The following is a 12,908-nucleotide window of genomic DNA, read 5'->3' as shown; positions in this document are numbered from 1 at the left end:
GGAAGCACGCAGCCATGACGACAGACCGGGCGTTCCTGGGATGAGACAGGAACAAGCAGCATCCCGCCCCACTCGTCACCCCACTCGGACCACAATCCCCGACCGCATCTGCCGCCTTTTCCGCACCGCCATCCGGCACTACAGAAATCCTCCGATACCAAGGCAGTTAAGGTGAAAACGACCTCTTACACCGTGTCCTACATGGTCAGTCTGAGGAAGCGCTTGTAGCAGCAGTTGGCGGCTGCGAGTCCGAGGAAGGCCAGGTAATTGCGCGGGTGGCGCTCGTAGCGGGGTGACAGACGGCGGTAGCCAGTCAGCCAGGAGATCGTGCGCTCGATGACCCACCGCCGGCGGCCCAGTCTTTCGCTTGAGTCGATTCCCTTGCGGGCGATACGGACGCCGATGTGCTGGCTGTGGAGCCATTGCCGCAGGCCAGGCAGGTCATAGGCTTTGTCGGCGTGCAGCCGTTGGGGCCTGGAATGGTCGCTGTGGGATTCGTGTCCTATGTGGAAATGGGCGACCATCGGCTTCAGTCCGAGGCTGTCGTGAGTGTTGGCCGCGGAGAGGCCGACGCGTAGGGCAGTCCGTTCGCATCCGACAGGATGTGCATCTTGGAACCCGGCTTGCCCCGGTCCACGGGCGACGGACCTGCAAGTTCGCCCCCTTTTTGGCGCGGACGTGGGCGGAGTCGAGTACCGCCCGGGACAGGTCGGCCAGGCCCTGGCCGGCGAGCATCGTGGCCGCAGTGGGTGACCCGGCATACCGTCGCCGGCGAGACGCCGAACAGCGGCGCGAGCTGCCGCATGGTGAGGTGCGTGCGGTAGTACACCGCGACGAGCAGCACCCGGTCGTCCAGCGGCAGGCACCACGGCCGCCCACCGCCAGGACCGTTCCCACCCCGGTCCCGGACCACCTTCAGCAGTCGCTCGAACTGCCGCATCCGCACCCCCGTGAACGTCTCCACCCACTACGGCTCAGCCCTCAACACCCACCCATACAGGGAAAATGCCCGAACACAGCCTCCTTCAAGACGCTTTAACCAGGCGTTTCGTCCTGCGGGACAGGGTGAAAGAGGTTCACTCAGGGCACCTGCGAAAGGTCTTCGCATGGCGAGGGGCTGGACCGACGGATTTGTCGGTCGAGCCGCTTGTGACGGATGAGCCGGGGGCTCCTCTGCGGCGCTGTGGGTCGCGTGTCAGCGCCGTCCGGTGAACTTCTGCCCGACCCCGAGTCGACGCAGGTCGGCGAGAATCTGGGGGTCCTGGGCGTCGAGCCAGTCGCACAGCTGTCGGAAGGACACCATCCCGACGTCCTTGTGCTTGTCGTCGGCGATGTGCTTGATCGCCTCCTCGACGGCGTCCATGTAGATGCCGCCGTTCCACTCCTCGAAATGGTTGCCGACGAAGAAGGGTGCCCGGTTGGTCTCGTACGCCCGCTGGAAGCCGTTGATATACGCTTGCGTTGCCTGCTTCCGCCAGCCCGGATAGTTGACCGACGGGCCCTTGATGATGTTCTTCGGTGACTGATTGGCCGCGATGTTGTAGTCCATGGAGAGGACCTCGAAGGAGTGGCCGGGGAAGGGTATGTGCTGGAGCGGAAAGTCCCATAGGCCCTGCTTCTTGGTGGGCCAGATCTGAAGGCCGCCCGGCGAGCTGGAGTCGTAGCGCCAGCCGAGCTTGCGGGCTGTGGGCAGGAGATTTTCCTGGCCGAGGTAGCTGAGGGGTGCGGCCGCCGATGAGTTCCTTGGAATAGTCAAAGGGCAGCGGTTCGAGATCGGTGAAACCGGTATTGGTGCGCCACTCGCCGACGAAGGACTGGGCTTGCTTGATCTCAGACTCCCACTGCGTGGAGGTCCACCAACGGACGGATCCCTTGCCCTCGCCGCCGAAGTGCCCGTTGAAGTGAGTGCCTATCTCGTGGCCCTCCAGCCACGCCGCTCGCAAGTTCTTCAGCGTTTCCCTGATGTGGTCATCGGTGAGGTAGCTGATGTCGGACGCTCCGACCGGGTTGTTCGGCGGCCGGTACAGCCGCCTCTTCGACTCGGGCAGCAGATACAGGCCGGAAAGGAAGAACGTCATTGAGGCGTTGTGGTCGCGAGCGAGCTTACGGAACCGCGGGAAGAGGCCGTTACCCACCTCGCCCGCGCCGTCCCAGGAGAAGACCACGAACTGGGGCGGCTCTTGTCCGGGCTCCAGCTTCTCCGGCTTGGGAGGCTGGTTCGGTTGCTTGCCGGTGTAGCTGGTTGAGCCGTCGCCTATTGGTTCTGTCTGACCCTCCCGACCAGGCACGGTTCCACCCTTGCTGCCGGATCCCGACGACCCGGCTGAGGAGCAGGCGGTGACGGATAGTGTCGCCGCCGCTCCTACCCCGAGTCCGAGCATCCTTCGTCGGCTGAGTTTGTGCATAACGATTCCCATCGCATTCGGCGCATCGAAAGCCCGACGAGGAGACGGGCTGACGGATAGGGGGGTCTCACATAGCGGACAGGGATTGCCTACGGACGGTGACCAACCCGTCGAAGCAGGAGCACTCGCGGATGAGTGCGAAGAAGGTGCTCAGCGACGGTCGCATCCGACACTTCGCGCGGTCCGTGCTGGGGCTACGGAGGCGAGCACATCCTGATCAGGAACGGCCATGCGCCGCATGACGCCGCTCGCCATGTTCAGCACCGATACCAACCTGACCGAGCCCAAATAGAGCTGTGTGTTATGCCTCCGCGACGGCTTCCAGCGGGCTCAGGGCGGCGGCCCGGCGGGCCGGGACGGCGGCGGCCAGCGCGCCGATCGCGAGGAAGAGCAGGCACACGAGGAGCAGCGTCCCCCAGGGCAGGGCCAGGGAGTACTGCGCCATCGCGCCGTTAGCCAGCGAGCCGACCGCCCAGGCGCCGAACAGGCCGCCCGCCAGGCCGAGAAGCGTGCCGAACGCGGCGACAGTCACCGCCTCCAGGCGGATCATCCGCCGGATGCCGGAGCGGTCCATGCCGATGGCCCGCAGGGCGCCGATCTCTCGGGTGCGTTCGGCGACCGAGATGGCCAGGGTGTTCATGATGCCGAGCGCGGCGATGACGATGCCGATGGCGAGCATCCCGTACATCAGGGTCAGCAGGCCGCCCATGGTGCCGGCGGCCTCGTGGACGAACTGCTCCCGGTCCTGCACCTTCAGCAGCGGGCTGTTGCCCACGGCGGTGCGCAGGCGGTCCTCGGTGGTCTTCGAGACCGCGCCGCGGTCGGTACGGACGAGGATCCGCTGGACGGAGCCGGGCGTATAGCTGTTCCGCGCCACCTCGGTACGGGCGCCGAGCGCGTCCTGGGCGATGGGGTTGTCCTCGTAGACGCCCATGACGGTGTACTTCTTGAACTGTCGGCTCTGGCCCATCTGGATGTCGAGCTCGTCGCCCGCCGTCACCCCGTTGTCCCGGGCGATGGTGCTGGAGACGGCGATCCGGCCTGGCCCGAGATCCTTGACGGAGCCGCTGACGAAGTCGAGCTTCATGACGTCGTTCACAGTGTGGGGGTCGACGCCGGAGATGTTCTGGACACGGCCGCCGATGACCACGGTCGAGTCCGTGACGGCGCTCGCGCCCCGCACTCCGGAGGTGTCGGCCACCCGCCGTACAGCGGCCGGGTCGATACCGGTCATGGTGGAGCGGGTGCCGATCACGTAGTCGGCGGCGAGGCCGGTCGCGGCCTGGCGGTCCAGGGCCTGTGCGGTGGAGTTTCCGATGACGGCGAGCCCGGCGACCAGCGCGGTGCTGATAAGCAAGGTGGCGGCGGTGGCTGCGGTGCGCCGCGGGTCGCGCAGCGCGTTCTCGCGGGCGAGACGTCCGGTGATCCCGAAGCGGCCGGTGAGCCGGCCGGTCAGCCGGATCACGGGGGTGGCGAGCAGTGGTGCGAGGACGATCAAGGCGACGACGACGAGGGCGCAGCCGAACATCGCTGTCTGGAGGTTCTTCTCCGAGGCGTCCTTTGCCCCCGTGAGCGAGATCAGCAGACCGGTGCCGAGCACGAGGAGGGCGAGTCCGGCCACGCCGCGCAGCCGGGACCGGGTGGCGGAGGACGGCTGTCCGGCCGTGCGCATCGCCTCGACGGGCGCGACCTTCGCCGCCCTGCGGGACGGCAGCCACGCGGCGAGCACGGTGACGCCCACGCCCACGCCGAGCGTCGCCACGACCGAGCGCGGGCGGATCACCAGAGGGCCTTGAGGCAGTGTGTTCCCCTCGGTGCTCAGGATGTCGGGCAGCACTGCGGCGAGGCCGAGGCCGAGCAGGAAGCCGGCTGCCGACGCGACGAGGCCGACCAGGAGAGCCTCGGCGAGGACGGACCGGGATACCTGGCGGCGCGAGGCGCCGATCGCCCGCAGCAGCGCGATTTCACGGGTGCGCCGCGACACGAGCATGGTGAAGGTGTTGATGATGAGGAAGGAGCCGATGAACAGCGAGATCCCGGCGAAGACCAGCGGCAGCTTCTCGTAGCCGCGGGTCAGGGTGTCGACGTAGCCGGCCTGCTGGGCGGCTTGGGCGGCGCCGGTGGTGGCTTCGGCCCGGTCGGCCGGGAGCATGTCGGTGACCCGGTCGGCGAGTTCGGACGGGGAGGTGCCGGGCTTGGCGGACAGGTCGATGCCGGTGTAGTGGCCCGGGGATGCGAACATCTTCTGGGCGGTCGCCTTGTCGAACAGGGCGAGGGTGCCGCCGGCGGTCACCCGGGTGTCCTTGGCGGTGACGATGCCGACGAGCCGCTTGGCCATGACGGGACCGTCGGTGGCCAGCGTGACCGTGTCGCCGATGTGGAGGTGGCCTGCGGCGGCGGTGCCGCTGTCCACGGCGAGTTCGTCGCTGTTGCGCGGGGCGCGGCCCTCGAGCAGGGGGTAGCGGCTGTCCTTGCCGTCTGTGCCGGGTACGTAGGCGGCGGCCAGGTTCGCCCCCGGCTTGACGCGCAGGGGGGTGCCGTCCGCCGCGTTCAGGGCGGACGAACCGTCGACCGACGGGCGCACGGTGGCGACACCGGGCACGTCGGCAAGTTTCCGCGCGAGTGCGTCGTCGAGCACGCTGCTCTGCTGGTCCGCGGGGGCCCCAGACGGGAACTCCTTGTCGGTCACGGTGACCGCGATGTCGGCGAAGTTCTTGGAGGCGGCGGCGCGGTGGGCCGCGGCGGTGGAGTCCGCGAAGACAAGGGTGCCGCTGACGAATGCGACCCCCAGGCAGACGGCAAGGACAGTCACGATCTGACGCGCCTTGTGCGCCAGGAGGTTGCGCAGGGCTGTTTTCAGCATGGGGGCTTCCGGAGGCGTGGGCTCGGTGGATGCGAGCGGTGGGCTGGGTCGGTCCTGGGGCGAGGGCGCTCAGCGGGTGTGTGAGCGGGCGTCGAAGTTCTTCATCAGGTCCAGGACCCGGTTGGGGGTGGGGTGTGCCATCTCGTCGACCAGGCGGCCGTCGGAGAGGAAGACCACGCGGTCGGCGTAGCCGGCGGCGACCGGGTCGTGGGTGACCATGACCACGGTCTGGCCCAGCTCGCGCACCGAGTCGCGCAGGAAGCCGAGGACCTCGGCCCCGGCGCGGGAGTCGAGGTTTCCGGTGGGCTCGTCGCCGAAGACGATCGCGGGGCGGGAAGCTAGCGCGCGGGCGACCGCGACGCGCTGCTGCTGCCCGCCGGACAGCTGTGCGGGCCGGTGGTCGAGGCGCTGGGAGAGCCCAACCATGGAGATCACGCGATCCAGCCACTGCTGGTCGGGGCGGCGTCCGGCGATGGCCATGGGCAGCGTGATGTTCTCCAGGGCCGTCAGCGTCGGCAGCAGGTTGAACGCCTGGAAGATGAAGCCGATCCGGTCCCGGCGCAGCTGGGTGAGCTGCCGGTCGCCCAGCCTGCTGAGTTCGGTGGTGCCGATGCGAACGGAGCCAGAGCTGGGCGAGTCGAGCCCGGCGGCGCAGTGCATCAGGGTGGTCTTGCCGCAGCCGGAGGGGCCCATGATCGCGGTCAACTCGCCCTCCCGGAAGTCGATACTGACCCGGTCCAGCGCGACGACCTGGGTCTCGCCGCTGCCGTAGACCTTTGTCAGATCGGTGGTGGCGGCCGCGACTCCTGGGGTGGTGTGCGGCGCGTGCGGGGCAAGGGGGTGGGCGCGGTGGACGGTCACGGGGACTCCTCTTCAAGTACGGGAAGGCGCACTTCGAAGGGTGTCCGGGGAACGTATCGGGGCCTGGGCCGCCGCGTATCGGCGGCCGCGCCATTTCGTTGCAGTTCTGTATGGCCTGTATGGGCGTGGCCATGTCGATGGCATGACAGGACCTCTCGGCGCAGCTGAGCATGGACACCGCAGGTGCTGCCGAGAGGTCCGGTCAATTCATGCAAGTCATTCAAGGGCTGTCTGTCATCGGCGCTCCGGCTTCGCCACGACGAATCGGGCCAGCATGCCGACGATCAGGACCGTCAAGCCGAGGAACAGCACGATCAGACCGAGCACACCAGCGGGCTGCCCTGTCTCCCCCGCCTTCGAGTCCGCGGCGAAGCCACCGATGATCAGCAACACGAATACGATGATGGCGAGTACACCGAAACACCAAACGCCCCTCAATGTGCCGATCTGCGCACGGGAGGCACCCTTGCTCTGGCGCGGCTGGACGGGGGAGGCGTTGCCGAGACGTGTCACGGTTCTCTTCTCAGGATTCGTGCACCACCGTCCGTTGAACTCGACGCTCACAGCGGCTTCTCGTCGAGTACGGAAGGGCGCACTTCGAAGGCTTTCCGTGGAACGTATCCGGGCCCTTGGCCGCCGCGTACCGGCGTCCGCGCCACTTCGTAGCGGTTCTGTATGGCCTGTATGGATGGCCTGTACGGCCGCCCGCCGGATGGTCAGACCGGCAGGCGCAGGGTGGCGACGGCGCCGCCGTCCGGGGCGTTGGCCAGGCGCAGTTCGGCGCCGAGCAGCCGGGCCTGTCCCAGGGCGATGGTCATCCCCAGGCCGTGGCCCAAGCCACGCTCCTTCGCACCCGTGTGGAAACGGCGCGGACCGTGGAGCAGCAGGTCTTCCGGGAAGCCGGGGCCGTGGTCGCGTACGACGACCGTACGGCCCTCGACGGTGACCTGCACCGGGGCGGCTCCGTGCCGGTGGGCGTTGACGACCAGGTTGCTGACGATCCGCTCCAGACGGCGCGGGTCCGTCTCCACAGTCTGCGCGCCCCGGGCGGGCCCAGCGACGGTGACCTCGGTGTCGAATCCGGTGCGCGCCACGGCATCGGAGACGACGGCGCCGAGCGGCACATGGGTGCGGACAGGTTGTTCGGCACCGGCGTCGAGGCGGGAGATCTCCAGGAGGTCCTCGACCAGGCCGCGCAGATCGCGCACCCGGGCCCGTAGCAAATCCTCCGTCTCGCCGGGCGAAAGCAGGTCGGCGGCGGCCAGCAGACCCCCGACGGGGGTGCGCAGTTCGTGGGCCACGTCCGCGGTGAACCGGCGCTCGGTGCGCAGCTGTCGGCCGAGGCTGTCGGCCATGAGGTCGACGGTGGCGGCGATGTCGGCCACCTCGTCGCGGCCCTTGGTGGGCCCGGTCCGGGCGTCGAGGTCGCCGGCGGCGATCCGGCGCGCGGTCTCGGAAACCCGTCGCAGCCTGCGGGCGAGCAGCCCGGCCCCATAGGCTGTCAGGGGCGCGGCCGCGGCGAGCACGGCCAGCGAGGACACGGCCATGGTCGCGTCGAGTCGGCGCAGGGTGTGGAACTCCGAGCTCATGTTGATGTAGAGGGCGAGCACCGGGCTGTCCGGGCCGCCGGTCCGCTGGGCGCCCCAGAAACCCGGCCCGCTGTTTCCCTCGACGCGCCCGTCGTACGCCGTGTGCCGGTCGCCGTCGGCGGGGTGGCGAAGTGCGGCGGGCAGGTCGGCCGGATCGAGCTCGGCGCCGTCGGACAGCGTTCCGGTTCGCCGGTAGACGTCCATGGCCGAGTAGAGGCCGTTGAAGGCATGCGCCTCGGCCCGATCGCGGATGTCGTCCGCGGTCCACGCGTGCACCAGCACGCCCACCGCCGCCACGACCAGGCATGCCGTGGCCGCGGCCAGCGCGGCGATCTTCCAGCGCAGGGACGAGAGGTCCGGCCGCAGCCGGCGGAGGGGGCGCACCGGATCTCAGCGTCTGAACTTGTAGCCGAAGCCGCGGACCGTCTCGATTCGCTCCCGCCCCAGCTTCCGGCGAAGCCGCTGCACGCACAGGTCTACGACCCGGCTGTCACCGTCCCAGCCGTACTCCCACACGTCGCGCAACAGGGTGTGCCGCTCCAGTACGACGCCCGGGTGGGCGGCGAACTCCAGGAGCAGCTTCAGTTCGGTCGGGGTCAGCGCCACCGGGCTCCCGGAGAGGAACACCTCCATGCCGCCGGTGTCGATGCTCAGGTCCCCGAACACCAGCACCTCCGCCTCGGACGGCGGCCCCTCGTCCCCGGCCCGCCCGGGGCCCTGGGCGGGCGCGTAGGTCGCCCGCCGCAGCAGCGAGCGGATGCGTGCCACCAGCACGTACGTGTCCACGGGCTTGACCACGTAGTCGTCCGCTCCGGCCTCCAAACCGGCGACGACATCGAGCCCGTCGCCGCGCGCGGACATCATCAGCACGGGCACCAGGCTGGTCTCCCGGACCCGGCGGCACAGGCCGATCCCGTCCAGACCGGGCAGCATCACGTCCAGGATTAGCAGGTCGAAGCTTTCGTCGCGGAAGAGCTCAAGGCCCGAAAGACCGTCAGCCGCGGCCTTCATCTCGTAGCCGTAACGCTCCAGGGCGACGGTGAAGGCCCGGCGCATCAGGTCATCGTCCTCCACCAGCAGCACGCGGACAGGTCGCGAAGAGGCCCCGGCCGGGGCGGACGAGGACACGAGCGGCTAACTCCTGTTCGGACGATTCAGGTGAGGCATCAATCCCGTATGTGCGCCCGCGCAGCCGATGTACGCGCGCGCAGCAACAACCTGAAAGAAACCATAAGGCAGACACCGGACGCGGCAAGCACGTCGTTACAACGGACACGCATCGCACCCCACCGCATCCTTCCTCCACGAACACCCAGGTCAGACTGGATGACACGGCTCCTCAGCTACCGGGTCCACGGCACTCCAGCAACCCGTGGGCCCCCATTCGCCATGGCCCAGTGCACTGACCCGATGGCCAACTAAGCGCTTCCTGATACCCACCTGATACAAACACCCAGGTCAGCACATGACGACCTGCCAGGGGACCGCAAGAACGGGAGTGCGACCGCGTACGTGGGCAAGCAGTACTTGGGCTCAGTCAGGAAGATCGGCCACGTAAGGGCACCCGGGTCGGCATGGAGCCGATACGCAGCTGGCGATTACGTATGGTCACCAACAGGTTGGGGACGTCGGTGAACCGGCGACATACGAGAGCCCCAGTACCAAGACCGAAGAAGTGCGCCTCTCCCGGGCATCACCCTCATCGGTCCGCGCCATACGAAAGACCAGGCCACCTGGGGCGTGCCTTTATCCAAGATCCTTGAGGACCGTACTGAGCCGAGCCAGGGAGTGACTTCCGTCACTCAGCCTCGCGCTCAAAGAGACACACCACACGCCATCTCGGCCTAGCTTGATCTTTAACGTCCGGAGTCGAACGGTGCGTCGAACTTGATCACTCGGTTCGGTATCCGGCGTACGCGGAGACGGCCTTTAGCTGAACATGCGCTCCGACCAAGGAACACACACGTCCAGCACGAAAGCCGTATGAGTCTGCTGCATCACGACGCCCGTCGAGAGCCGTTGGTCGAACTATCATGCCGCCGGGGTGAGTTCTACTCCTGTCTGACCGCTCGTTCGGACGCGTTGTTCGAGCTGGCCGACGCCGTCCGGTGCGGAGACGGGCCGGTGAGGTCGCTGGCCGAGCTGTCGCTGGTGGGTGAACACCGCCGTGGTCACAGAGGGCTCTACGCCGCGGTGGACCGCGGCCGGGTCGATGCCGGCCGGCTGTGCCGCAGCCAATAGCGCGCCGGGCACGCGACCACATGTGCGGAGGCGTGCCCGGCACATTGCCCGTTCTGTGCCCGGCCGGGGTGGCTGGTGGATGGGTGGAGGTCAGCCGCCGACATGGATACCGGGGCGGCGGGCGGGGTCGGGTTCGTGTTTGCGGATGATCTCCCGGGTGACGGGGGCGGTGTCGCCGCGGCCAAGGAGGAAGTAGCGGAACATGTGGACCAGGGGGCTGCCTTCGGCCCAGGCGAAATAGCACTGCGGCTGGACGCCGGTGGCGTCGCGCAGCGCCAGGAGGATCGCAGCGATGGCGTTCGGCGCCGCTGGGGCGCCGGCCCGCAGGATCCGGTAGCCGTCGACTTCGACACCGTGCACGGTGAGGGCTTCGCTGAAATCAGAAGGGTCGACCACGTCGATCTCCAGAAACAGGACATCGGCCCGGCCGGGGACGGGGTTGGTGTGGCGCTGTTCTTCTTCCTTGGCGGAGTACTCGGCGGCGTCGCCTGCCTGGCGGCGGTTGGCGATGATGTTGATGGCCTGGTCGTGGGCGAGGGTGTCGGAGATGAACTGGCGGGCGGTCTCGTTGAAGACGATGCGGTCGGCGCGCAGTTCGGTGGTGCGCGAGACCCGGGAGATCAGGGAGACGGTGATGATGCCGGCGATGAACACCCCGGAGATCGCGATGCCGTCGGGCTTGTCAACGATGTTCGCCACCAGGGCGTAGAGCAGTACCGCGGTCAGCGCCGCGAACCCGGTGCCGACTGCGCGTCGGCGGCGGCGGAACACCGAGACGGTGACGGCGAACGCACCGGAGACCATCATGGCCAGGATGCCGGTGGCGTAGGCGCCGGCCTGTGCGTCGACATCGGCGTCGAAGGCGATGGTGATACCGATGGACACGGCGGTGTAGACGATGACGACGGGGCGGACTGCTCGTCCCCATTCGGGGGCCATGCCGTAGTCGGGCAGGTAACGGGGCACGATGTTGACCAACCCCGCCATTGCGGAGGCGCCGGCAAACCACAGGATGAGGATGGTGCTGATGTCGTAGACCGTGCCGAAGGCTTCGCCGACGTGCTCGTGGGCCAGCCAGGCCAGCGCCCGGCCGTTGGCGGCCCCGCCCGGCTCGAACTCGTCCTTAGGGATCAGGACGGTGGTGACGAAGCTGGCAGCCAGCAGGTAGACGCTCATGATCAGGGCGGCGGTGGTCAGCAGCTTGCGCGTGTTGCGAATCCGGGACTGCAGGCGCTGCTCGGGATTGGTGCCGTCGGCGGCGACCAGCGGCATCATGCTCACGCCGGTCTCGAACCCGGACAGGCCCAGAACCAGCAGCGGAAACGCCAGCAGAGCTGGGGCCGCCAGGTCACCGAATCCGCCTCCGGTGTCCGCGAGCGCATCCGTCCACGCCGACAGCGCCCCGGAGGTGGTGAACACGTCGGCCAGGCCGACGCCGATGATGACGGCGTTGAGCAGCAGGAAGGCCGCGACCAGCGGGATGGCCACCATCACCGCCTCGCTGAACCCCAGCAGGAACACCCCTCCCAGGATTAGCAGCAGCGTCACGGTGAGGGCCACCTCATGGCCGTGCAGGGCCTCGGGGAAGAACGGATTCTCCACAACGTGCACGGAGGCGTCGGCCGTGGACAGGGTGATCGTGATGATCCACGAGGTCGCCACGAAGCCGAGCAGGACCAGCACGAACAGCTTGCCCCACCAAAACGGCAGCAGATCCTCCAGCATCGCCACCGACCCGGCCCCGTGCGGGCTCTCCCTCGCCACACGCCGATACATCGGCAGCATCCCCAGCAGGGTCAGCGCCACGATCAGCAGGGTCGCCAGCGGGGAGACCGCCCCGGCGGCGAGCGCGGCGATCGCCGGGACGTAAGCCAGGCTGGAGAAGTAGTCGACACCGGTCAGGCACATCACCTTCCACCACGAGTGCGGCTCCGCATGTGCCTCACCGGCCGCCGGCCCCACCGGCTGCACCCGGTGATGCAGCAGCCACCGCGCAAACCCGCTGGTGGGCTCGGTTGGCAGCGCGGGACTGTTCACCACCTCCGGCACAACCGGCCCGTGTGCGTCCTTCATGTCCCCCATCACTTTCTTCATAAGCCCTCATTGGCAACGCATGACAAGCGCGGCGCACAGGCGCCACGACACGATCATTGAGTATCCGCCCTGCCGAAGGCGCCACTCTCCCCCCCCACGCCCCGCTCGGCAGGATCCACCACGCCGCTGGCCACCGTCGTCGCTGTTCTTCCGCCACGGCTGGGGCGGATCGCAGGCGTCAGAGCCATTTGTTGCGGCGTAGGGCGCGGTAGATGACGGTGCAGACGGCGACCATGACGGTGAGGACGGCGGGTAGCCGTAGCGCCAGGTGAGTTCGGGCATGGGCTCCCCGGGACGGTTGATCACCCAAGCATTGGAAGCCACGTCTTTCGCCCGTGCCCACACGCGTGAACACGCCCCGGACGTCGACCGACTGCTGATCGCAACACCCTGCCTACCCATCCACCAGGCGACGTCCAACGCCTGGGGCCCTTCAGTGTCGGTCTGGGGAAGGGCGCGGTGAACTCCTGGGCACAGGAGTCCGGCATGAAGGGCTCGCTGATGCGACGCACGCGCAGGGCCATCAACGTGCTGCACCATCGCGAGTCGGGGCAGAACAGCCAGGACACGCATGATCGCGCCTACGTGCTCCCCGAGCCGCAGGCGCATCAGGCGGTCATCCCATCAGCGGGCTCTTGTCGGTGGCCCCCGCGTAGAGTCGGGAGACAGGGGTGCAGTGGCGGGCAGATGTCCACCCCGGCCCCGTAGTACTTCGCGACCGCGGCGAACGCCGCAGTCATCTGCCCGCTGGAGGGATAAAAGACCGTCGCCATCCGGTCGAGGCCACCGCCGTGCGGTCTCGCCAAGCTTGCGCATCACCTCGTCCAGGGCCTGGACCAGGTGCGGGAAGTCCTC

General features: G+C 68.2%; 8 protein-coding genes and 2 pseudogenes. 1 reads left to right on the top strand and 9 read right to left on the bottom strand.

Features of this window, described 5'->3' with window-relative positions; translation table 11 throughout:
• Positions 1-197: 197 nt before the first annotated feature.
• The 8 genes and pseudogenes from ABZ079_RS36225 to cseB form a co-directional block, all read right to left on the bottom strand.
• Entirely contained in the window at positions 198-524 is a 327-nt protein-coding gene (locus tag ABZ079_RS36225) for a transposase (protein ID WP_356943692.1), read from the bottom strand.
• Positions 525-529: 5 nt separating this feature from the next.
• Complete coding sequence (locus ABZ079_RS36220; RefSeq protein WP_356943693.1) at positions 530-940, bottom strand: transposase family protein; 411 nt, start codon at positions 938-940, stop codon at positions 530-532.
• A gap of 255 nt (positions 941-1,195) precedes the next feature.
• Positions 1,196-2,405 (bottom strand): annotated as a pseudogene (locus ABZ079_RS36215) (hypothetical protein).
• Positions 2,406-2,706: 301 nt separating this feature from the next.
• Positions 2,707-5,268 (bottom strand): FtsX-like permease family protein, encoded by a 2,562-nt coding sequence (locus ABZ079_RS36210; RefSeq protein ID WP_356943691.1) that lies wholly within the window; start codon positions 5,266-5,268, stop codon positions 2,707-2,709.
• A gap of 69 nt (positions 5,269-5,337) precedes the next feature.
• A complete protein-coding gene (locus ABZ079_RS36205; RefSeq protein WP_356943690.1) occupies positions 5,338-6,129 on the bottom strand; it encodes an ABC transporter ATP-binding protein in 792 nt (263 codons plus the stop codon).
• Positions 6,130-6,363: 234 nt separating this feature from the next.
• Positions 6,364-6,693 carry a hypothetical protein gene (locus tag ABZ079_RS36200; RefSeq protein WP_356943689.1) on the bottom strand — a complete coding sequence of 110 codons (330 nt, stop codon included), beginning with the start codon at positions 6,691-6,693 and terminating at the stop codon, positions 6,364-6,366.
• 152 nt (positions 6,694-6,845) lie between these two features.
• Positions 6,846-8,102 (bottom strand): HAMP domain-containing sensor histidine kinase, encoded by a 1,257-nt coding sequence (locus tag ABZ079_RS36195; protein ID WP_356943688.1) that lies wholly within the window; start codon positions 8,100-8,102, stop codon positions 6,846-6,848.
• A 6-nt stretch (positions 8,103-8,108) separates the two neighbouring features.
• Positions 8,109-8,846 carry a two-component system response regulator CseB gene (cseB, locus tag ABZ079_RS36190; RefSeq protein WP_356943687.1) on the bottom strand — a complete coding sequence of 246 codons (738 nt, stop codon included), beginning with the start codon at positions 8,844-8,846 and terminating at the stop codon, positions 8,109-8,111.
• An 855-nt stretch (positions 8,847-9,701) separates the two neighbouring features.
• On the opposite strand from cseB, the pseudogene ABZ079_RS36185 reads away from it, so the two are divergent.
• Positions 9,702-9,944, top strand: a pseudogene (locus ABZ079_RS36185) (transposase); the annotation flags it as partial.
• Between the two features lie 105 nt (positions 9,945-10,049).
• Here ABZ079_RS36185 and ABZ079_RS36180 read toward each other — a convergent pair.
• Positions 10,050-12,053, bottom strand: a complete 2,004-nt coding sequence (locus ABZ079_RS36180; RefSeq protein WP_356943686.1) for an amino acid transporter — start codon at positions 12,051-12,053, stop codon at positions 10,050-10,052.
• Between the last annotated feature and the right edge of the window lie 855 nt (positions 12,054-12,908).

It is taken from the genome of Streptomyces sp. NPDC006314 (assembly GCF_040613075.1).
Taxonomy (GTDB): Bacteria; Actinomycetota; Actinomycetes; order Streptomycetales; family Streptomycetaceae; genus Streptomyces.
The sequence above is the reverse complement of the archived record's forward strand: the minus strand, read 5'-3'. Positions and strand labels throughout refer to the sequence as shown.